20 protein-coding genes are annotated in these 21019 nt (G+C 71.3%); 14 read left to right on the top strand and 6 right to left on the bottom strand.

Annotated elements, in window-relative coordinates; translation table 11 throughout:
* Nucleotides 1-32 precede the first annotated feature (32 nt).
* The 10 genes from pepN to C1A38_RS19495 all read left to right on the top strand — a co-directional run bounded on the left by pepN (nucleotide 33) and on the right by C1A38_RS19495 (nucleotide 11357).
* The gene (gene pepN / locus C1A38_RS19540; RefSeq protein WP_102659206.1) at nucleotides 33-2546 is read left to right on the top strand and encodes an aminopeptidase N; all 2514 of its coding nucleotides are present in this window, start codon (nucleotides 33-35) and stop codon (nucleotides 2544-2546) included.
* Nucleotides 2547-2618: 72 nt separating this feature from the next.
* Nucleotides 2619-3215, top strand: coding sequence for a nicotinate-nucleotide adenylyltransferase (gene nadD / locus C1A38_RS19535; protein ID WP_043721701.1), 597 nt, complete (start codon nucleotides 2619-2621; stop codon nucleotides 3213-3215).
* Nucleotides 3216-3324: 109 nt separating this feature from the next.
* Entirely contained in the window at nucleotides 3325-3729 is a 405-nt protein-coding gene (gene rsfS / locus C1A38_RS19530; protein WP_102659205.1) for a ribosome silencing factor, read from the top strand.
* A complete protein-coding gene (locus C1A38_RS19525; protein WP_102659204.1) occupies nucleotides 3726-4352 on the top strand; it encodes a histidine phosphatase family protein in 627 nt (208 codons plus the stop codon). Before rsfS ends, C1A38_RS19525 begins: the two co-directional genes overlap by 4 nt.
* A 169-nt stretch (nucleotides 4353-4521) precedes the next feature.
* Nucleotides 4522-5370, top strand: coding sequence for a DegV family protein (locus C1A38_RS19520; protein WP_102659222.1), 849 nt, complete (start codon nucleotides 4522-4524; stop codon nucleotides 5368-5370).
* Between the two features lie 19 nt (nucleotides 5371-5389).
* Nucleotides 5390-6157 (top strand): SDR family NAD(P)-dependent oxidoreductase, encoded by a 768-nt coding sequence (locus tag C1A38_RS19515; RefSeq protein ID WP_102659203.1) that lies wholly within the window; start codon nucleotides 5390-5392, stop codon nucleotides 6155-6157.
* 110 nt (nucleotides 6158-6267) lie between these two features.
* Nucleotides 6268-7308 (top strand): ComEA family DNA-binding protein, encoded by a 1041-nt coding sequence (locus C1A38_RS19510; protein WP_502696945.1) that lies wholly within the window; start codon nucleotides 6268-6270, stop codon nucleotides 7306-7308.
* Between the two features lie 89 nt (nucleotides 7309-7397).
* Nucleotides 7398-9779 carry a ComEC/Rec2 family competence protein gene (locus C1A38_RS19505; RefSeq protein ID WP_502696946.1) on the top strand — a complete coding sequence of 794 codons (2382 nt, stop codon included), beginning with the start codon at nucleotides 7398-7400 and terminating at the stop codon, nucleotides 9777-9779.
* 145 nt (nucleotides 9780-9924) lie between these two features.
* Nucleotides 9925-10905 carry a DNA polymerase III subunit delta gene (gene holA, locus C1A38_RS19500; protein ID WP_102659202.1) on the top strand — a complete coding sequence of 327 codons (981 nt, stop codon included), beginning with the start codon at nucleotides 9925-9927 and terminating at the stop codon, nucleotides 10903-10905.
* Nucleotides 10902-11357: a hypothetical protein gene (locus C1A38_RS19495; protein ID WP_102659201.1), complete on the top strand. Its 456-nt coding sequence runs from the start codon at nucleotides 10902-10904 to the stop codon at nucleotides 11355-11357. Before holA ends, C1A38_RS19495 begins: the two co-directional genes overlap by 4 nt.
* Before the next feature lie 116 nt (nucleotides 11358-11473).
* On the opposite strand, the gene rpsT is transcribed toward C1A38_RS19495, so the two are convergent.
* On the bottom strand, nucleotides 11474-11740 hold the full coding sequence (gene rpsT / locus C1A38_RS19490; RefSeq protein ID WP_102659200.1) for a 30S ribosomal protein S20: 267 nt from the start codon (nucleotides 11738-11740) through the stop codon (nucleotides 11474-11476).
* A 123-nt stretch (nucleotides 11741-11863) separates the two neighbouring features.
* The gene (locus C1A38_RS19485) at nucleotides 11864-12850 is read right to left on the bottom strand and encodes a phosphotransferase family protein (RefSeq protein WP_233196910.1); all 987 of its coding nucleotides are present in this window, start codon (nucleotides 12848-12850) and stop codon (nucleotides 11864-11866) included.
* A gap of 169 nt (nucleotides 12851-13019) precedes the next feature.
* Here C1A38_RS19485 and C1A38_RS19480 point away from each other — a divergent pair, with 169 nt between their 5' ends.
* The 3 genes from C1A38_RS19480 (at nucleotide 13020) to C1A38_RS19470 (ending at nucleotide 16036) form a co-directional block, all read left to right on the top strand.
* Entirely contained in the window at nucleotides 13020-13553 is a 534-nt protein-coding gene (locus C1A38_RS19480; RefSeq protein ID WP_102659219.1) for a DUF4240 domain-containing protein, read from the top strand.
* Between the two features lie 94 nt (nucleotides 13554-13647).
* Entirely contained in the window at nucleotides 13648-15525 is a 1878-nt protein-coding gene (lepA, locus tag C1A38_RS19475; RefSeq protein WP_102659198.1) for a translation elongation factor 4, read from the top strand.
* Between the two features lie 223 nt (nucleotides 15526-15748).
* The gene (locus C1A38_RS19470) at nucleotides 15749-16036 is read left to right on the top strand and encodes a GlsB/YeaQ/YmgE family stress response membrane protein (protein ID WP_013735401.1); all 288 of its coding nucleotides are present in this window, start codon (nucleotides 15749-15751) and stop codon (nucleotides 16034-16036) included.
* Between the two features lie 170 nt (nucleotides 16037-16206).
* Here the strand turns inward: C1A38_RS19470 and C1A38_RS19465 are convergent, their stop codons facing one another.
* The 3 genes from C1A38_RS19465 to C1A38_RS19455 form a co-directional block, all read right to left on the bottom strand.
* A complete protein-coding gene (locus C1A38_RS19465; RefSeq protein ID WP_102659197.1) occupies nucleotides 16207-17112 on the bottom strand; it encodes a phytanoyl-CoA dioxygenase family protein in 906 nt (301 codons plus the stop codon).
* Between the two features lie 218 nt (nucleotides 17113-17330).
* Nucleotides 17331-18194, bottom strand: a complete 864-nt coding sequence (locus tag C1A38_RS19460) for a hypothetical protein (protein WP_043721689.1) — start codon at nucleotides 18192-18194, stop codon at nucleotides 17331-17333.
* Nucleotides 18195-18315: 121 nt separating this feature from the next.
* Nucleotides 18316-19104, bottom strand: coding sequence for an enoyl-CoA hydratase-related protein (locus C1A38_RS19455; RefSeq protein ID WP_102659196.1), 789 nt, complete (start codon nucleotides 19102-19104; stop codon nucleotides 18316-18318).
* Nucleotides 19105-19124: 20 nt separating this feature from the next.
* On the opposite strand from C1A38_RS19455, the gene hemW reads away from it, so the two are divergent.
* Nucleotides 19125-20348 carry a radical SAM family heme chaperone HemW gene (gene hemW / locus C1A38_RS19450; RefSeq protein ID WP_102659218.1) on the top strand — a complete coding sequence of 408 codons (1224 nt, stop codon included), beginning with the start codon at nucleotides 19125-19127 and terminating at the stop codon, nucleotides 20346-20348.
* A gap of 15 nt (nucleotides 20349-20363) precedes the next feature.
* On the opposite strand, the gene C1A38_RS19445 is transcribed toward hemW, so the two are convergent.
* On the bottom strand, nucleotides 20364-20945 hold the full coding sequence (locus C1A38_RS19445; protein ID WP_102659195.1) for a DUF4870 domain-containing protein: 582 nt from the start codon (nucleotides 20943-20945) through the stop codon (nucleotides 20364-20366).
* Between the last annotated feature and the right edge of the window lie 74 nt (nucleotides 20946-21019).

Raw genomic sequence — 21019 nt, 5'->3', positions numbered from 1 at the left:
CTCCGTGCGACCCCATCCGGCAGGATAAGCGGATGCCGAGCCTGAGCCGTGCAGAGTCGACCGCGCGTGGCGCGTCGATCGCCGTCGAGTCGTACCACGTGGATCTCGACCTGACCGGGGGCGGCGAGCGGTTCCGGTCGCAGGTCACGATCCGGTTCACCGCCACCGGCACCGAGACCTTCGCCGAGGTCAAGCCCGCGGAACTGCTGGCCGTACGCCTCAACGGCGTCGACCTCGATCCGGCCGCGCTGGACGACAACCGGCTGGCCCTGACCGGGTTGGTCGAGGAGAACACGCTGACCGTCGAGGCGGAGATGGCGTACACCAACACTGGCGAAGGACTGCACCGGTTCGTCGACCCGGCCGACGGGGAGACCTACCTCTACGCCATGTCCTTCCTGGACGACGTGCAGCGCATCTTCGCCGCCTTCGACCAGCCCGACCTGAAGGCCCCGGTGACCCTCTCGGTCACCGCACCGCCACACTGGACGGTCGCGGCGAACGCCGACCTGGCCGCCCAGCCCGGGCCGGGGCGCTGGGAGTTCGCCCCCACCCTGCCGATCTCGACCTACCTGTTCAGCCTGATCGCCGGGCCCTGGCACGTCCGTCGCGACGAGCACGACGGCGTTCCGCTCGGCATCTACTGCCGGCGTTCCCTGGCCGAGCACCTGGACGCCGACGCCGAGGAGATCTTCACCGTCACCAAGCAGTGCCTGGACCGCTTCCACAGGCTGTTCGACGAGCGCTACCCGTTCGGCAAGTACGACCAGGCGTTCGTGCCGGAGTTCAACGCCGGTGCCATGGAGAATCCCGGGCTGGTCACCTTCCGCGACGACTACGTCTTCCGATCCGCGGTCACCGACACCCAGCGGGAGCTGCGGGCCACCACCATCGCCCACGAGATGGCCCACATGTGGTTCGGCAACCTGGTCACCATGCGGTGGTGGGACGACCTGTGGCTCAACGAGTCGTTCGCGGAATACCTCGGCACCCGGGTCACCGCCGAGGCCACCCGGTTCGACCAGGCATGGACGACGTTCGCCATGCGCCGCAAGGCGTGGGGGTACGCGGCAGACCAGCGTCCCTCCACCCATCCGGTGGCTCCGGACGAGCTGTCCGACGCGGCAGAGGCGCTGCTCAACTTCGACGGCATCTCGTACGCCAAGGGTGCCAGTGTGCTGCGGCAACTGGTGGCGTGGCTGGGCGACGAGCCCTTCCTGGCCGGGCTGAACGACCACTTCTCCCGCCACCGGTTCGGCAACGCCACCCTGGCCGATCTCCTCGCCAGCCTCGGCTCGGCGAGCGGGCGGGACCTGGCCGGTTGGGCGCAGGCGTGGTTGCGTGCCGCCCAGGTCAACACGTTGCGGGCCGAGGTGGCCCTGGACGCCGACGGCCGGTACCGGGAGGTGGCGGTCCTGCAGACCGCGCCGTCGACGCATCCGGTGCTGCGCCCGCACCGCATCGGCGTGGGACGGTACGCCGTCGACGGCAGCGCCGACCGCTTCGAGGTCGACCTGGATCCGAGCACCGACGGTGGCCGGACGGTGCTCGACCGGTTGGCCGGTGAGCCGGCGTCGGCCGTCCTGCTGCCCAACGACGGCGATCTCACCTTCGCCAAGATCCGTCTCGATCCCGCCTCGTTCGACGCGGTGCCGCTGCTGCTTCCCCGGCTGACCGACCCGTTGGCCCGCGCTCTGCTGTGGGGCGAGGCGCTGGACGCGGCGACCGACGGTGAGCGGCCGGTCATGGCGGTGGTGGAGCTGATCGGGGAGGCGCTGCCCACCGAGACCGAGGTGATCATCGCCGAGGACGTGCTGGCCCTGAGCCGTTCGCTTGTCGACCGTTACCTCGATCCGTCGATGCGGCAGACCGCCCTGGCGGTGATCGACAAAGCCTGCCGGCGGATGCTCGACACCGCTCTCGCCGGCGGGTCCATGCAGCTGGCCGCGGCGCGGGGCCGGATCGCCGCGACCACCGACGCCGCCCTGCTCACCGGCTGGCTCGACGGCCGAGGTGTCCCGGACGGTCTGGCGATCGACACCGAGTTGCGCTGGAAGATCCTGGGTCGGCTGGTGGTGCTCGGTGCGGCGGGTGCGGCCGAGATCGAGGCGGAGGCGACGGCCGATCGGAGCGCCGCAGGTGCCGAGCATGCCGCGCGGTGCCGAGCCGCGTTGCCGGATCCGGCAGCCAAGCAGGCCGCATGGGAGATGATCGTGACCGACACCACGGTCTCCAACCGGCTGATCGAGGCGACCGCAACCGGCTTCTGGCAGCCCGAGCAGGCCGAGCTGACCGCCGAGTACGTGCCGCGTTTCTTCGCCGACATGCCCGCCATGGCGCGGCTGCGTACGCCCTGGGTGGCCGACGAGGTGGCGAAGCTCGCCTTCCCCCGCTACGCGGTGGCGCAGCCCACCCGGGAGGCGGCCGCGGCGCTGCTGTCCCGGGATGACCTCACGCCCGGCCTGCGCCGGGTGATCACCGACGCCGACGACGACCTGCGTCGTGCCCTGGTGGCGCGGACGGCGGTGGCTGCCACCACTGCCTGATCTGCGTGGCGGGACGTGAGCTGTCCGTCATGCCCGGCCTGAAATGAGGCCGGCTCGGACTACGATCATGGGGTGACGGAAGACAACCGGCGGATCGGGATCATGGGCGGCACCTTCGATCCGATCCATCACGGGCACCTGGTGGCCGCCAGTGAGGTCGCGGACCGGTTCGGGCTGGACGAAGTGATTTTCGTGCCGACCGGCGAACCGTGGCAGAAGGCGGATCTTCCGGTCAGTTCGGCCGAGGACCGTTACCTCATGACCGTGGTCGCCACCGCCTCCAATCCGCGCTTTCAGGTCAGTCGAGTGGACATCGACCGGGGCGGCCCGACCTACACGGTCGACACCCTGCGGGACCTGCACGCGATGTACGGGCCCAAGGCGCAACTGTTCTTCATCACCGGTGCGGACGCGCTGGAACGCATCCTGAGCTGGAAGAACCTCGACGAGATCTTCGAACTCGCCCACTTCATCGGGGTGACCCGACCGGGATTCGCATTGTCCGACGCTCACCTGCCCGCCGACACGGTCAGCCTGGTCCAGGTGCCGGCGATGGCGATATCCTCCACCGATTGTCGGGCGCGGGTCGCCCGCGGTGAGCCGGTCTGGTATCTGGTGCCGGACGGTGTGGTGCAGTACATCGCGAAACGGCGTCTCTATCAGCAGTGATACGTCCACTTATGCGATAGATAATGCCGATTCCGGGCTGAAACTGGCGGGTCGCACTCGCGGGCCGTGTGAGAGGCTTGGGTATCGCACGGTTGATCGAAGGAGAACGGTGACAGTTTCCGAGCGCGCTCACGAGCTGGCGATCGCCGCAGCCCAGGCGGCGGCGGACAAGAAGGCTCAGGACATCGTCATCATCGACGTGGGTGACCAGCTCGCCATCACCGACGCGTTCGTGCTCGCCGCAGCGTCGAACGAGCGGCAGGTGCTGGCCATCGTCGACGCCATCGAGGAAGCCCTGCTCAACCTGCCGGAGAAGGCGAAGCCGATTCGGCGCGAGGGTGAGCGCGGCGGGCGCTGGGTGCTGCTCGACTACGTCGACATCGTGGTGCACGTCCAGCACACCGAGGAGCGCGAGTTCTACGCCCTCGACCGGCTCTGGAAGGACTGCCCGACCATCCCGTTCGTCGACCGGGACCTGGCTCGCGCCGAGGCCGCCGCCGGATCGGGCGAGTGACCCGGCTGCTGATCTGGCGGCACGGCAACACCGACTGGAACGCCGCCAGCCGGGTGCAGGGGCAGACCGACATCCCCCTCAACGATCTCGGCCGGGAGCAGGCCCGCGAGGCCGCACCGTTGCTCGCGGCGCTGCGCCCGGACGCGATCGTCGCCAGCGACCTGAGCCGCGCGGCGGACACCGCCGCCGCGCTGGCCGCGCTCACCGGCCTGCCGGTACGCTCCGACGCCCGGCTGCGGGAACGCCACTTCGGCAATTGGCAGGGGCTGCTGCTCACCGAGGTCGCCGCACAGTTCCCCGACGAGTACGCCCGTTGGCGAGCCGGTGACCCGGCACCCGGCGCGGACGTCGAACCCCTCGACGAGTTGGGCAAGCGGATCGGCACCGCCCTGCACGAGATCGCCGACGAGATGGCCGGTGGCACGATCGTCGTTGCGACCCACGGCGGCGCGGCGCGCCAGGGCTGCGGGCACCTGCTGGGCTGGGACCATGCCGTGCTGCGTACCGTCGGCCCCCTGCGCAACTGCCACTGGACCGAACTACGCCACCACCCCGAACAGGGCTGGCACCTGCGCGCCCACAACGTGGGCCCGATCACCACACCCCCCACCGAACCCGTCTGAACCGCACCGCCGGCGCCGCCGCCTGAGCAGTTGATCAAGAGGTTTGCGTCGTGGTCGCGTCGATCGGTGACGCAAACCTCTTGATCAACCAGGTGGTTCGGGGCCCACGGAGGGTTTCGGGGTTGAACCGGTGGGGGTGGGGGCGGGGATGATCCGCTACGGTGCCGGCATGCCCGTCGCGGTCGTGACCGACTCCACCACCTATCTGCCACCGGAACTGGTGCTGGCGCACCGACTGACCGTGGTGCCGCTGACCGTGGTGCTCAACGGCGTCGAAGGGCTGGAGGGAGTGCAGGTCTTCCCCGCCGACGCCACCCGGGCCCTGAGTGCGCGACGGGTCTCGGTGAGCACCTCCCGCCCGTCGCCCGAACAGTTCACCCGCACCTACCGCAGCCTGCTGGAGGCCGGCGCGGAAGGGATCGTCTCGGTGCACCTGTCGGCCGCGCTCTCCGGCACCGTCGAGGCCGCCGAGTTGGCGGCGGCCCAGTTCGGCGGGCAGGTGACGGTGGTGGACAGCCGCTCCTGCGGCATGGGCCTCGGCTTTGCGAACCTCGCTGCGGCCCGGGCCGCCGCGCAGGGCGTAGACCTGGCAGGCGTACGCGCCGAGGCCGTCGACGCGGCGGGGCGTACCGCAACCTTCTTCTACGTCGACACGCTGGAGTTGCTGCGACGGGGCGGCCGGATCAACGCGGCTGAGGCGCTGCTCGGCACGGCACTGTCGGTCAAACCGATCCTGCACATGCCCGACGGCGGCATCGTGCTGAAGGACAAGGTGCGTACCGCCAGTCGAGGGGTGGCGCGCCTGGTCGACCTGGCCGTCGAGGCGGCCGGCGACGCACAGGTGGATCTCGCCGTCCACCACCTCGCCGCGCCGCAACGCGCCGAGGATCTGCTCGGTGCGCTGACGGCTCGGCTCGGCGACCGACTTCACGACACGTACGTCACCGAGGCCGGTGCGGCCGTCGCCGCCCACGTCGGCCCCGGCCTGGCCTGCGTGGTGATCCACCGACGACCGTGAAGCGTGAACGGGGTGGCGGATGTCCTGTGTGGTGACCGGCGGCGGGCGGGGGATCGGACGGGGGATCGTCGAGCACCTGCTCGCCGGTGGTGAGACCGTGGTCGTGATCGAGCGGGATGCCGATGTGGTGTCCTGGGTGCCCGGGCATCCCCACGCGGACCGCCTGACCGCCGTGGTGGGCGACGCCGCCGACGAGGCGGTCACAGGCCGGGCCGCCGACCTGGCGGAACGGCACCAGCCGCTCACCGGATGGGTGAACAACGCCGCGGTGTTCCGGGACGCCTCCGTGCATGACGCCCCGGTGGGCGAGGTGTTCGACCTGATCACGCGCAACCTGCGGCCCGCCGTGGTCGGGGCGGCCACCGCCGTACGGCGTTTCCTCGCCGCCGAGACCCCTGGCGCGATCGTGAACGTCTCCTCCCACCAGGCGAGCCGCCCCGTGCCGGGCTGCCTGCCGTACGCCACCGCGAAGGCCGCCGTGGAAGGACTGACCCGGGCGCTCGCGGTCGAGTACGGCAGGTACGGCATCCGCAGCAACGCCGTCGCGCTGGGCTCGGTGACGACCGAGCGGCACGAGGCGTTCCTCGCCGGCCAGGACGCCGGTGAGGTGCAACGGATCGAGGCGGAGCTGGCCCGGCTGCACCCGGTGGGCAGGATCGGACAGCCGCAGGACGTGGCGGGGGCGGTGGCGTATCTGTTGTCGCCGGCCGCCGGCTTCGTCAACGGCGTGATCCTGCCGGTCGACGGTGGGCGCAGCGTGCTCGGCCTCGACCCGGAGTCGGCCTAGGCACTAGCACATCGAGGGCATGATCAGGGCGTTGTCCACAGGGCGCTGGTTGTCCACAGCGAAGCGTTCGTGGCCAACGGGCACCGGCCCGATCGTCCTAGCCTCGCGCGGTGTCCAACGACGAGGAGACGGCGGTACGGGCGCGCCTGTGGCGACTCATGCCCGACGCGGCCGAACACGCTGCTGACGCACCGGTGGTGCCCGACGCACCTGCGGCCGAGCCGGAATCCGAGGACTCAGGCATGCCCGAGTTCCGCCTGCGCGGCCCTCGTTCGGCGTCGGTGGCGGCCTCCACGCCGCTGGACTGGCCGACGGTACCGCTGCCCGTCCGCCCCGCCACCATCGACCGGAACCCCCTCCCGCCGACCGTGGCCGGGCCATCCATGGTCGGGCCTGCCCGGCTGACTGGGCCGGGGTGGGTTGATCCGGGGCCGTCGGTCGGGCCGGAGTCGACCGATTCGCGGTCCGGGCTCGACGCGGCCGAGGTCGCGTCGGCGTCGCGGTTGCCGGGGCCGGGGGCCTTCGATCCGGGCCGGCGGGGGGTTCGGGCACTGGCCGTGGTCGCGGTCCTGGTGGTGCTCGGTGCCGCCGGCTGGACCTGGCGCTCCCGACCACAGGTCGAACCGGTCAGCGCGGTAACCGGCGCACCCACCGCGGTCCCGTCCGACAGTTCGGGAGACGAGCAGGCCGACGGGGCGACCGGTGAGGCGACCGGCGAGGTGGTGGTCGCGGTGGCGGGCAAGGTCCGGCGTCCCGGACTGGTGCGACTGCCGGCCGGTGCGCGGGTCGCCGATGCCGTCGAGGCAGCCGGCGGAGCGTTGCCCGGAGTGGACGTGGCCATGCTCAACCCGGCCCGCAAGGTCGCCGACGGCGAGTTGATCCTGGTCGGCGTGGCGGCGGCCACCCCGGCGGTGGGGGCCGCGCCAGGTGCCGACCCGGCGGCGGGCGCGGCCCCGGGTGGCCGGCTCAATCTCAACACCGCGAGCCAGCCCCAACTGGAAACGCTGCCCGGGGTCGGGCCGGTGCTGGCCCGACGCATCATCGAGCACCGCGACGAGCACGGCGGCTTCCGGTCCGTCAGCGATCTACGCCAGGTCAACGGCATCGGCGACGCACGGTACGAGGAACTCAAAGACCTGGTGACGGTGTGACGACGGACGGGGCACCCTCGTCCCGGCGTACCTCGGCGGTGGCCGAGCTGAGGCGCTCGGGCGACGGCACCTTCGGCGCTGCCGGGGCGATCGTCGGCCTGGACGGTGCCCAGATCCCCGATCTCCGGCTGGCTGGGCTGGCCGTGGCAGCCTGGCTGACCGCCCTGGTCGGGCTGCACGTCGACGCCGGGCGGGCGTTGCTGGTGGCCGCCGTCGCGGCCGGTCTGGCCGTGCTGGTGGCACTGCACCTGATCGGGGTGGCCGGCCGTCCCGGCACGGTCGCACGCCGATACGGCTGGATCGTGGTGTCGGTACTGATCGGCGTCGTCTGCGGTGGCGCCGCGACCTCGGCCCGGCTGGCCGTACGCGACGCCGAGCCGATCCGCGCACTTGTCGACGACCGGGCCCAGGTCACCGCCGAACTGGTCGTCCGGGACGATCCACGGCCGGTACGCGGTGGCATCGTGGGTCGCCCGCCCACCCTGCTGGTACGGGCCAAACTGGTGAACGTCACCGGCCCGGAGGGGCAGCGGGTGGCCGTACCGGCCCGCGTGCTGGTGCTCACCGACGATCCGGCCTGGCGGCACCTGCTGCCCGGGCAACGGCTCACCGCCGAGGGGCGGTTGACCGAACCGCGCGGTGGTGATCTGACCGCCGCCGTGCTGCTGGCCGCCGGCCCGCCCGACCGGCTCGGGACACCCTCGGCGCTGCAGCGGGTCGCCGGTCGGCTGCGTGCCGGTCTGCAGCAGGCGTGTGCGCCGTTGCCGGACGAGCCCGGTGGCCTGCTGCCCGGGCTGGTGGTCGGCGACACGAGCCGGCTGCCCGACGCGGTCGAGGAGGACTTCCGCGCCACCGGAATGACGCATCTCAATGCGGTATCCGGTTCCAATGTCGCGATCATCGCCGGGGCGGTGTTGCTGGTGGCCCGCTGGGCGCGGGCCGGCCCCACCCTGGCCGCCGTGCTCTGCGGGCTGGCACTCGTGGGCTTCGTGATCCTGGTGCGTCCCTCGCCGAGCGTGGTCCGGGCGGCCACCATGGGTGCGATCGGGCTCGCCGCGCTGGCCGCCGGCCGCCCCCGAGCAGCGGTACCGGCGCTGGCCGCCGCCGTGGCGGTGTTGGTGCTTGTCGACCCGGATCTGGCCGGGGACCCCGGCTTCGCGTTGTCGGTGATGGCCACCGGCGGTCTGTTGCTGCTCGCGCCACGGTGGCGCGACGGGCTGCGGCGGCGGGGCGTACCTCCGGGGGCGGCCGAGGCGCTGGCGGTGCCGGCTGCCGCGCAGTTGGCCTGTTCGCCGGTGATCGCCGGCCTGTCGGGCACCGTCAGCCTGGTCGCGGTGCCGGCGAACCTGCTCGTGGTGCCGGCGATCGCCCCGGCCACCGTGCTCGGTGTGGTGGCCGCGACGGTGTCGCCGGTCTGGCCGTTCGGTGCCGAGATCGCGGCCTGGCTGGCGCACTGGCCGGCGTGGTGGTTGGTGCTGGTCGCCCGGTACGGCGCACGCATGCCGATGGGGAACCTGCCCTGGCCGGGCGGAGTGACCGGGGCGTTGCTGCTGGCGGGGCTGACCGTGGCCCTGTTGGTCGCCGCCCGGCGGCCGGTGGTGCGCCGCCTGGTCGCGGTGGGCACGGTCGCGGTGATGCTCGGCACCGTGCCGGTGCGGGTGATCGCGCCGGGCTGGCCGCCGAAGGGTTGGGTCATCGCGGTCTGCGCCGTCGGTCAGGGTGACACGGTGGTGTTGCCGGTGGCGCCCGGGCGGGCGGTCGTCATCGACACCGGCCCGGATCCGGGGGCGGCGGACGCCTGTCTGCGCCGGCTCGACGTGCGCCGGGTGCCGTTGCTTGTGGTCAGCCACTTCCACGCCGACCACACCGCTGGTGTGGCGGGGGTGTTCCGGGGGCGGCGGGTCGACCTGGTGTCGACTCCGCAGTGGCCGGAGCCGGCAACCGGGCGGAACCAGGTCCACGACACCGCCGCCACCCACGGCACCCCGGTAGTGCCGGTGGCGGCCGGGTGGCGGTACCAGGCTGGCGCGGTCGACCTGCTCGTCGTCGGCCCGCCCTACCCGATGCGGGGAACCCGGTCGGATCCGAACAACAACTCGCTGGTGCTGCTCGCCACGGTGGCCGGGGTGCGGATCATGCTCACCGGCGACGCCGAGACCGAGGAGCAGCAGGCACTGCGGGAACGGTTGCCCGTACACCGGCTGCGGGCCGACGTGCTGAAGGTTGCCCACCACGGCAGCGCGTTCCAGGACGCAGCCTTCCTGGACGCGATCGCACCGGCGGTCGCGCTGGTGCCGGTGGGTGCGGGCAACACCTACGGGCATCCGAGCGACGCGGTGCTGGCCCGGTTGTCCCGAGGCGGAGCGCGGGTGTTGCGTACCGACATCGACGGGGACGTGGCGGTGGTGCTCGCCGCGTCCGGGCTGGCCGTGGTGCTGGGCGGTGTCGACCTGAGTCGGTCCACCCCGTGAAGCAGGTTCATCATCGACCAGGGAATAGACCCCAATTTATGGAGATTAGCGGCAAATTAGATATATGTCTGGATTTGCGCTGTGTGCGGGGTCCGCCCGTGCGGTGCGGCCGACCGGACTGGACCGGGCCGCTGAGCGTGCGAATATGGGCGGCGTGACCGCCGCCAGTGCCGCTCCTATTGTGCTCGTCCTCGGTGACGAGGAGCTGCTCGCCACGCGTGCGGTGGCCGAAACCGTCGCCACCGCACGGGCCGCCGACCCGGACGTAGACGTCCGCGAATACCAGGCTGGTCAGCTCAGTGTCGGCGAGATCGACGAGATGCTCAGCCCGTCGCTGTTCGGCGGTCGCCGGGTGCTGGTGCTGCGTTCCGGTCAGGACGCCCGCAAGGATCTGGTCGCGGCCCTGCTGGCGTACGCGAAGAATCCCGACCCGGACGTGCAGCTGATCGTGCAGCATCTCGGTGCGGCCAAGGGCAAGGCGTTCGCCGACGGCCTGAAGGCGGCCGGTGCCCACATCATGCCGGCGGCCAAGCTGAAGGGGCACCGTGACCGGGTGGCCTTCGTCCGGGACGAGTTCCGTCGGGCCGGTGGGCGGTGCACCGACGACGCCGCCGAGGCGTTGATCGCCGCGGTCGGCAACGACCTGCGGGAGCTCGCCGCGGCCTGCGCACAGCTGATCGCCGACACCGACGGTCGGATCGGCGCCGACACCGTGGCCCGTTACTACCGGGGCCGGGTGGAGGTGAGTGGCTTCACCGTGGCCGACGCCACCATGGTCGGTGACCTGCCGGGTGCGCTGGAGGCACTGCGGTGGGCCCTGCACGTCGGGGTGGACCCGGTGCCGATCGCCGATGCGCTCGCCGACGGGATCCGCACCGTCGCCCGGGTCGCCTCCGCCGGGAGGGGCAGCCCCTATCAACTGGCGAGCAGCCTGGGCATGCCGCCGTGGAAGGTCGAACGGGCCCAGCGGCAGGCACGTGGTTGGACGCCCGAGGGGCTGGTCCAGGCGATGCAGGCGGCGGCCGAGTGCAACGCGGCGGTCAAGGGCGGCTCGGACGACCGGGCGTACGCGCTGGAACGGGCCGTCTTCTCAGTGGCCGCCGCGCGGCGGGACGGCAGCAGATGAGCGGAGCCTCCCGTGGCTCGTGGGCCACGATCCCGGCGGACGAGCAGCGGTACCGCCCGTTCTACGCCCGGGCGCTGAGGCTGCGTTTCGTCAATCCGGGTGGGGTGCTCTGCTTCCTGTTCTTCGAGGGTGCGATCGCGTTGGCGACCCTGCTCGTCCTCGCCGAACTGGTCAAGTGGTGGGCGATCGTGGTGCTGCCGACGGCGGTGGCCGTCATGGTCAAGCTCAACGACCTGGTGGTCGCGATGGTGGTCCGTTCGGCGGCCGCCGTGCCCGAGCAGGAACGCGACCGGTTCCGGCGGCAGGTGGAACCGGTCGTGGGGCGGGCCCAGGTCGACTGGCTGCCGCACAGCGTGCCCGGTGTGGTGGTCCGGGTCGGGCCGGCGGACAGCGTCAAACCCGCCGACGACACCGACGCAGCGTCCGGCCGGTCAGCAGGCAGGCGAGAGTAAGCCCGGCCAGTCGACGGGTGGACGACGAGAGCGGGTGGATAACCGGAGCGGGTGGATGACGAGAGTAAGCCCCAGGGCAGTGCCCCGGGGCTTACGTCAGGTCAGCGGTCGCTGGCTCAGGAGGCGAGCGACGCCACGCGCTTGGCGATCGCCGACTTGCGGTTCGCCGCCTGGTTGGCGTGGATGACGCCCTTGCTGGCCGCCTTGTCCAGCTTCCGGGAGGCGTCCTGCATCAGCGCGGTGGCCTTCTCGGCGTCACCGGCCTCCGCAGCCTCGTGGAACTTGCGGATGGCGGTCTTCAGCGACGACTTGACCGACTTGTTACGCAGCCGGCGCTTCTCGTTCTGCCGGTTGCGCTTGATCTGGGACTTGATGTTCGCCACGCGACAGCCTCGTCTTGATAGCTCGGGTTGGTCAGCTTGTGCGCGCGACGAGCATGCGTCATCGCTGCGCGAAGAGCCAGGTTACCAGGTCGGCTCGGACGAGCCAAAACGGCACCCGACCAGTCAGGTCCACGCCTGGCGGCGGGCCAGCCAGGCCAGCGCCTGCTCGCCGGTCCACCGCTGGTGGGCGGGTAGCTGGGCCGACGCGGTCGGTGGGGGAGAGGCGGCGGCTGTCAGGTGGTAGCCGGCCAGGGCGGCCAGGGTCACGTCCAGGGCGTCGGCCGGCGCGTCGGCGGCGGCCGGGTGGGCGGCGAAACGGGTGTCCACGTCCAGTCCGCTGGCGTACCCGGTGATCAACAGCCCGGCCAGGTCGAACCAGGCCGGTCCGTGACACAGCCAGGTCCAGTCGCAGAACCAGGCGGTCGCGTCGGCACCGATCAGGATGTTGTCCACCCGCAGGTCACCGTGGGTCAGGCCGGTCGTCCCGGCGGCGTACCCGGGCAGTTTCGACTCCAGCGCGACCAGTTCGGCCAGCCGGCCCGCCACCGGTGCGGGTAGCGGTGGTGCCGCTTCCCGGCCGGCGGCCACCTCGCCCCACCAGAGGATGTCCTCGCGGGCCAGGTCGGCGAGGCGGGGCAGCCCGAGGTCGGCGAGTTCGGTCGGCGGCTCGGCGAGCGCGGCGGCGATGTCGACGAACCCGGCGAGGGTGGCGTCCAACTCCGTCGGGTCCCACGGCAGTCGGGGTGTGTGCCCGTCGACCGGGTCGAGGCAGAGCGCGTACCAGCCCGCCTCCCACAGCGTCCAGCGCAGTCGTGGAACGGGCAGCCCGGCGGGTAGCCGGGTGAGGATGGCGGCCTCCCGGGCGTACCAGTCGACCAGGTGTGGCTGCTCGGCGCGGGCCGCGGCCTTGACGAATGCGCTGCCGCCGTCGGCGGTGCGCAGCACCGCGGCGAAACCCCGGGTGAACCCGGCGGTGGCGACCCGGGCCTGGACCACCGGCGTGCCGAGGCGGGCCGACAACGCGGCCCGGACCGCCGCCGGCAGGGCCGCCCAGCCGGGCCGCTGGGCGGTGGCGTGGTACGACACGGGCGACGCAGACGGGTTGCTCACCCCACCATGCTGCCCCGGCGGCAGCGCCACCGCGCGGCCCGGCTACCGAGGGGCGCGGCGCGGCCGGCCGGCGCGGCCGGGGAGCGACCACGCAAGGGTGGCCGGCAACCGCGCGTGGCGTCCGCGCGCCGTGCGGTGGTGGTGGCGGCGTCTGCCAGACTGCCAGGCCATGAGGACCGACGAGTTCTGGCAGTTGATCGACAGCGCCCGGTCCGGTGGGGGAGAGCCGGACGCCATCGCCGCTCGGGCGGTCGCGCTGCTCGCGGCCCGCGACCCCGAGGAGATCATCGGGTACGCCCGCCACCAACAGCGCGTCCTCACCGCCTCCTACCGGGTCGACCTCTGGGGTGCGGCGTACCTGATCAACGGCGGTGCCTCCGACGACGGCTTCGAGTATTTCCGGGGCTGGTTGATGGCACAGGGCCGGGAGGTCTTCGCCCGCGCGGTGGCCGAGCCGGACTCGCTGGCCGACCTGCCGCGGGTGCGGTCCGCCTCGCTCAGCGGCGAGGAGTTCGAGTGCGAGGACATGCTGGCGGTGCCGTGGGACGCGTACCGCAAGGCGACCGCGACCGAACTCCCCACCGACCGCGAATCGCCGCCGGTGCCCGACCTGAACGACTTCTGGGACTTCGACGACGCCGACGAGGCCCGGCGTCGGTTGCCCAAGCTCGCGGCCCTGTTCGTGGAGCCGCCACAGGAGTGACGGACGCCCGGCCGACGCTCGGCGGGGACGTGGGAGCATAGAGGGGGCCGGCACGAGCCGGCCTGCTCACGTCAGCCGACCAGAACGGACCGCTGTGCCACCGACGCTCGATACCGGCGCGAACGCTCCTGGTGCCACCGACCCGGCGCGGATCAGGAACTTCTGCATCATCGCTCACATCGACCATGGGAAGTCGACCCTGGCCGACCGGATGTTGCAGCTCACCGGCGTGGTCGACCCTCGGCAGATGCGTGCGCAGTACCTCGACCGGATGGACATCGAGCGCGAGCGCGGCATCACGATCAAGAGCCAGGCCGTACGGATGCCGTGGACCATCCGCGATGGTGAGCGGGCCGGCGAGCAGGCCGTGCTCAACATGATCGACACCCCGGGGCACGTCGACTTCACCTACGAGGTGTCCCGCTCGCTGGCCGCCTGCGAGGGCGCGATCCTGCTTGTCGACGCCGCCCAGGGCATCGAGGCGCAGACCCTGGCCAACCTGTATCTCGCCCTTGAGAACGACCTGCACATCATCCCGGTGCTCAACAAGATCGACTTGCCGGCCGCCCAGCCGGAGAAGTACGCCGAGGAACTGGCCCACCTGATCGGCGGTGACCCGGCGGACTGCATCAAGGTCTCCGGCAAGACCGGTGAGGGTGTGCCGCACCTGCTCGACGAGATCGTCCGGCAGTTCGTCCCGCCGGTCGGTGACGCCGACGCGCCGGCCCGCGCGATGATCTTCGACTCGGTGTACGACGTCTACCGGGGCGTGGTCACCTATGTCCGGGTGATCGACGGGCGGATCAGCGCCCGCGACCGGATCAAGATGATGTCCACCGGCGCGGTGCACGAGTTGCTGGAGATCGGCGTCATCTCGCCGGAGATGGTGAAGTCCGATGCGCTCGGCGTCGGCGAGGTCGGCTACCTGATCACCGGTGTGAAGGACGTCCGCCAGTCCCGGGTCGGTGACACGGTCACCATCAACGGGCGCCCGGCGGCCGAGCCGCTCGGCGGCTACAAGGACCCGAAGCCGATGGTCTACTCGGGCCTCTACCCGATCGACGGCTCGGACTACCCGGCCCTGCGCGACGCACTGGACAAGCTCAAGCTCAACGACGCCGCACTGACCTACGAGCCGGAGACCTCCGGTGCGCTCGGCTTCGGGTTCCGCTGCGGCTTTCTCGGCCTGCTGCACCTGGAGATCATCGGCGAGCGGCTGGAGCGGGAGTTCAACCTGGATCTGATCTCCACCGCGCCGAACGTGGTCTACCGGGCCATCTCCGAGGACGGCCAGGAGGTCGTGGTCACCAACCCGAGCGAGTACCCCACCGGCAAGATCGCCGAGGTGTACGAGCCGACGGTGCGGGCCAGTGTGCTGACCCCGAACGACTACGTCGGTGCGGTGATGGAGCTGTGCCAGAGCCGTCGGGGCAGCCTGCTCGGCATGGAGTATCTCTCCGCCGACCGGGTGGAGCTGCGCTACACGCTGCCGCTGGCGGAGATCATCTTCGACTTCTTCGACCAGCTCAAGAGCCGCACCAAGGGCTACGCCTCGCTTGACTACGAGCCCACCGACGAGCAGGCGTCCGACCTGGTGAAGGTCGACATCCTGCTGCACGGCGAGCCGGTGGACGCGTTCAGTGCCATCGTGCACAAGGACAAGGCGTACGCCTACGGCACCACGATCGCCGCGAAGCTGCGCAACCTGATCCCGCGCCAGCAGTTCGAGGTGCCGATCCAGGCCGCCATCGGCAGCCGGGTCATCGCCCGGGAGACCATCCGGGCGATCCGCAAGGACGTGCTCGCCAAGTGCTACGGCGGTGACATCAGCCGCAAGCGCAAGCTGCTGGAGAAGCAGAAGGAAGGCAAGAAGCGGATGAAGATGGTGGGCCGGGTGGAGGTCCCGCAGGAGGCCTTCATCGCCGCGCTCTCCTCCGACTCCGGGGACGGGAAGCCCACCGGCAAGAAGTAGCCCCCTCGGGTGCGGTAGTCGTTTCGCCGCAATGGCGGTCACCAGGCAATCCGGTGACCGCCATTGCGGCGAAACCGTGTTGACCCACGGGTACGGGCAGGGCGGTGAGACCGGTGGACTGTCGACCGGCATAGGTCGGTTTGAGTTCTTCGCGGGTCGGGCATTAGGCGGTCACGACAGGAAAACCACAAATGTGGATCGTCTTTTGTGAAGGAGAGCGACCATGGAGCTCACCGTCTGGGGCATCATCACCGCGCTGATCGTCGGTCTGATCGTCGGCGCACTGGGCCGCCTGGTGGTGCCGGGCCGTCAGCCCATGCCGATCTGGCTGCACATGCTCATCGGTGTCGGTGCCGCGCTGCTCGGTACCGTGATCGCCCGCGCCTCCGGCTTCGCCGAGACCGCCGGCATCGACTGGCGGGAGCTGATGCTCCAGGTGCTGCTGGCCGCCATCGCGGTCGCGCTGGTCGCCGGGGTCGGCCGCAGTCGCCGGGGCGTCACCCACCGGTAATCGCTGATCACAAAGAAAGGCACCCGACCTGAGTGGTCGGGTGCCTTTCTCGTGCGCATCTTGCTCTCATCAGCACCGGTGCGGCGGTGGGTGCCGCGAGGTGCTGCCGGGTGTTAAGAAGGGCACCCTTTAGTACGCGAGGCGTTAATAAGGTGCCCTTCCTTGCATGCTCAGCGGAGCCAGGGGATGTTGCGGTTGAGCAGGCCGCGCTGCTTGAGTTCCTTGCGCAGCGGGATCTCGTCGTCGATGTAGCCGTCCCAGTTGATGCCCCAGTAGTTCGCGGTGTGGGTGCCCTCACCGCAGAGCTGGCGCTGCACCGGCGTGCGGTTGTTCCACCACTCGCCGTTCTTGTCGATGTGCAGCTCGTCGAGGGGACGGATCCACCGGTAGGTGTAGCCGACGAAGAGCATCTTGCGGGTGATGGTCGACAGGTTCGTCGACCGCGAGTGCCACTGGCGGCGGTCGAAGATGAAGGCGTCGCCCGGGTTGGCGGTGATCTCGACGGTGCCCTCCGGGTCCGGGTTGTGCACCGTGGTGTCCGCCGGACGCGGCAGCGAGTTCCACAGGTGGCTGCCCGGGATGACCTTGGTGGCGCCGCGGCCGGTCTCCGACAGGTCGGAGAGCACGTAGGCGACCTTCAGCGAGAACATCGGCCGGGGCAGGTTCGGGTCCATCGTCTCCGGGTCGGAGTTCTGCCGGTACCCGTCCTGGTGCCACCCCCAGTACGGCTTCTCCGGCTCCAGCGCCGGAGGAGTCACGTCGAGGTGGTTGTGGTGGCTGTAGATGTTCCACCCGGCCAGGCCCCACATGTACGGGAAGGCGATCGGGTGGGTGAGCAGGTCGCCGAAGAGCTCGTCGCGCTCAAGGAAGCCCAGCAGGTGCAGGGTGCCGTCCTTGGTGGTCTTGCCCTTGGCCTTCTCCTCGGCGTACACCCGGTCGACCGCGGCTTCGAGGGCGGCCCGGTGGTCCTCGGTCAGGACGTTGCGCAGCAGGAGAAAGCCCTGCTCGTGGAACTCCTTGCGGTCGACGTCACTGATCGGTTCATAGCCGGTGCGGTCGCCGTAGTCGAAAGCCACGTCGTACCCTCCCCAAGAGGTGAAACCATTTCTGGCACAGGTGGCCGATCGTAACGCGCGATCGCACCGGCTGTCGGACCGCCCACATCGATCCCTGCGATGATGACGACGCACCGCAGCTGAGCGACTACCACTAGTCACCCAGAGTGGCGATGCTGGGCCATTAATGGCGGAATGCCGGTTTTTGCGGTTACTGCGGGTAAGGAGATCGGGGTCTGTCAGGCGTCCGCGAAGACCTCGGCGACGACCTCGGCATGCTCCCGCGAACCGTCACCGACCCGGCTCCACGAACCACCCCGGTTGGTCCACTCCAGGTCGCCGAAGCGCACCCGCTTCACTCCGTGATCGTTGGCGTGGGCGACCAGCCAGTGCGCGTACCGCCAGCCATCGAGTTGGTTCGCCGCCGTGACCGTGAGCCCGGTCAGATGCGCCGTGGTCGCCGAGCCGGTCAACCCCCAGTCGAGGTTGAGACCCTGGGTCAGCGCGGTGGCGGCAGCCTCGCCCCGCATCGCCGGATCGTCGCCGAAGGTGCAGACCACCGCACCCGTGGCGTGGCCGAGCAGCGCGCGGGTGAGCACCTCCGACTCGTCGGCCCACTTCTCGTACGCCTCCGGGAAGGCGGACCGCTGCACCTTCTGCGCCGCGTCGGTGACCCGCATGTCCTGCCAGCCGCGCACCTTCTTCAGCGCGGCGTAGAACCGGTCGGCCGCGTACCGGGGGTCACGGATCTCCTCGGGACTGCCCCAACCCTGGCTCGGCCGCTGCTGGAACAGGCCTACCGAGTCGCGGTCCCCGCCGGCCAGGTTGCGCAGCCCGGACTCCTGGTAGGCGGTGGCGAGCGCCACCACCACGGCCCGGTCGGGAAGCTCGTGCTGGATGCCGATGGCCGCGATGGTCGCCGCATTGGCCATCTGGTGAGCGTCCAGGGTCACCTTCCCGTCGGCCTGCACGGTGCAGGCCCGGCTGGCCAAGGGCAGCCGTAGTCGCTCTCCCACCTGCCGCATGCCGAGCACGATGCCGATCACGGCGACCAGCACGACGACCAGGAAACCGCCCACGACCACCCGAGTTCGCACCCACACCTCCCGTACGACGTCCGCCGAAAGCGTACGTCCCTCAGCGCCCGACCTGGGTCGTCCGTCCAGTTCCACCGCGAGCGCGCGATCCGCGTCGGGACGGAAGTTCCCCGATGGCGGCCGATCCTCACCTGTCGAGTTCGGCGACCCAGCGCGGCGGACGCTTCTCCCGGAACGCGGTGACCCCCTCGATGCCGTCGCCGGACAGGAAGTAGCGGGTGGACAGGGTGCCCAGCTCCGCAAGTTCGGCGCGCAGGTCGGTGGCGGGTGGGCGGCGCAGCAGTTCCTTCGCCCCGGCCAGCGCCGACGGAGCGCCCCGCACCAGCGAGTCGAGGTAGCGCTGCACCGCGGCGTCCAACTCGTCGGCCGGCACCGCGGCGGTGACCAGACCGATCTGCGCCGCCCGCCGGCCGTCGAAGGTGTCGCCGGTCAGGTACAGCTCGGCCGCCGCCCGGGGATGCAGCCGGGGCAGCACGGTCGCCGAGATCACCGCCGGGATCACCCCGATGCGTACCTCGGTGAAGGCGAAGGTGGCCTCGGCGGCGCAGATCGCCAGGTCGGCCGCCGCGATCAGGCCCAGACCACCGGCTCGGGCCGGGCCGGCGACCCGGGCCAGCACCGGCTTCGGGCACTGCCAGACCGCCGCGAGCACGTCACCCAGCATCCCGGCGGGCACCGTCCCGCTGGCGTACGCCGCCGCCGTCTCCTTCAGGTCCGCCCCGGAACAGAAGACCGGGCCGGTGTGGTCCAGCACGATCACCCGGACCGTGTCGTCGGCGACCGCGGCGTCCAGCCCGGCCAGCAGTTGGGTCATCAACGGCGTGGAGAGAGCGTTGCGGTTGTGTGGGCTGTCCAGGGTGAGGGTGCTCACCCCGCGGGCCGTGGTGACCCGTACCAGCGCGTCGGGAGAGGTCATGGGAGGGCACACTAGTGGCCATGCCCGGCGTCCTTCCAGCAGGCGAACCCGTCCCGACCGACGGGTCGTTGCCCGCATCCGCCCGAGCGAGCGTCGGTGACCAGGGCTTCGGCGTGTACGTGCACGTGCCCTTCTGCGCCAGTCGCTGCGGCTACTGCGACTTCAACACCTACACGGCGCAGGAGCTGGGCGGCGGCGCGAGCCGGGACGGCTACGCCGACACCGTGCTGGCCGAGCTGGCCCTCGCCGCGCGGGTGCTGGGCGACCGTCCGCCCCGCCGGGTGGAGACCGTCTTCGTCGGCGGTGGAACCCCCACCCTGCTGCCCGCCGACGACCTGGCCCGCATCCTCGACGCCATCGACCGCACCTGGGGACTGGCCGCCGACGCCGAGGTGACCACCGAGGCCAACCCCGAGTCGGTCACCCCCGCCTCCCTCAAGGAACTGCGGGCCGCCGGCTACACCCGGATCTCGCTGGGCATGCAGTCGGTCGCCCCCGGGGTGCTCGCCGTGCTCGACCGTCGACACAGCGCCGGTCGGGCCACGGCCGCCGCGCTGGAGGCCCGGGACGCCGGGTTCGACCACGTCAACCTGGATCTGATCTACGGGACGCCGGGGGAGCGGCCGGAGGACTTCGCCGCCTCGCTGGACCAGGTCGTGGCGGCGGGTGCCGACCACGTCAGCGCGTACGCCCTGATCGTCGAGGACGGCACCCGACTGGCCGCCCGGATGCGTCGCGGTGAACTGCCGTACCCGGACGACGACGTCGCCGCGGACCGTTACCTGGCCGCCGAGGCCGCCCTCGACGCGGCCGGTTTCTCCTGGTACGAGGTGTCCAACTGGGCCCGTACGCCATCGGCCCGGTGCCGGCACAACCTGCTCTACTGGACCGGCGGCGACTGGTGGGGCCTCGGGCCGGGGGCGCACAGCCACGTCGGTGGGGTGCGCTGGTGGAACGTCAAACACCCCACGGCGTACGCCCAACGCCTGGCCGCCGGCCGGTCACCCGGACTGGCGCGGGAGGTGCTGACCGCCGACGAGGCCCGGATGGAGGAGGTCATGCTCCGGCTGCGGCTTGCCGACGGCCTGCCGCTGGACGTGCTCGACGACGCCGGTCGCGCGGCGGCGGCGCGGGCGGTGACCGACGGCCTGCTGGCCGCTCCCGCCCACGCGGCCGGCCGCGCGGTGTTGACCCTGCGCGGCCGGCTGCTCGCCGACGCCGTGGTGCGTGACCTGCTGCCCTGATGACGGGCTCAGGGATCAGGCCTTCACGAAGGAGTAGCTCATCGGGTACCGGTAGAGGGCGCCCTCATTGGCCTTGACGCCGCCGATGATGCCGAAGATCACCGGCACGATCGCGGCCAGGAACGGGACGAAGAACAGAATGCCGCAGGTGATTGCGGTGAGCACCCAGCTCAGCAGCCCGGCGATCGCCCAGGTGAGCTGGAAGTTCAGGGCCGCGACGGCGTGCGCCCGGACGACCGGGGACTGCTGCCCGCGGGTCATGTTCGCGATCAGCGGGGCGACCCAGCCGAGCAGGCCACCACCGACGACCACGCCGAGCGGGCCGCCGAAGTGGGCGATCAGGGCCCAGGTCTTGTCTTCGTTGCTGCCGTAGCCGCCGCCGGGCGCGCCGTAGCCGCCGGTCGGGTAGCCGACACCGGGGGGCGGATAACCGCCGGGCGGCGGATAACCACCCGGCGGCGGGTAGCCGGCCGGCGGGGGCTGGTCACCGGGCGGCGGGTAGCCGCCGGGCGGGGGATAGCCGCCCTGGCCAGACGATCCGGAAACGGGAGCCGTGGGATCGTCGCCGAAACTCGGGGGACGAGGTGGTTCAGTCATGGGCTCACGGTAGGTGCCAGCGGCAATGGCGCACCATAGCGACACCGGCGAGTGTCAAGTCCCCGATCGGACTG

This window comes from Verrucosispora sp. ts21, assembly GCF_002879555.1.
Lineage (GTDB): Bacteria > Actinomycetota > Actinomycetes > Mycobacteriales > Micromonosporaceae > Micromonospora > Micromonospora gifhornensis.
The sequence above is the reverse complement of the archived record's forward strand: the minus strand, read 5'-3'. Positions and strand labels throughout refer to the sequence as shown.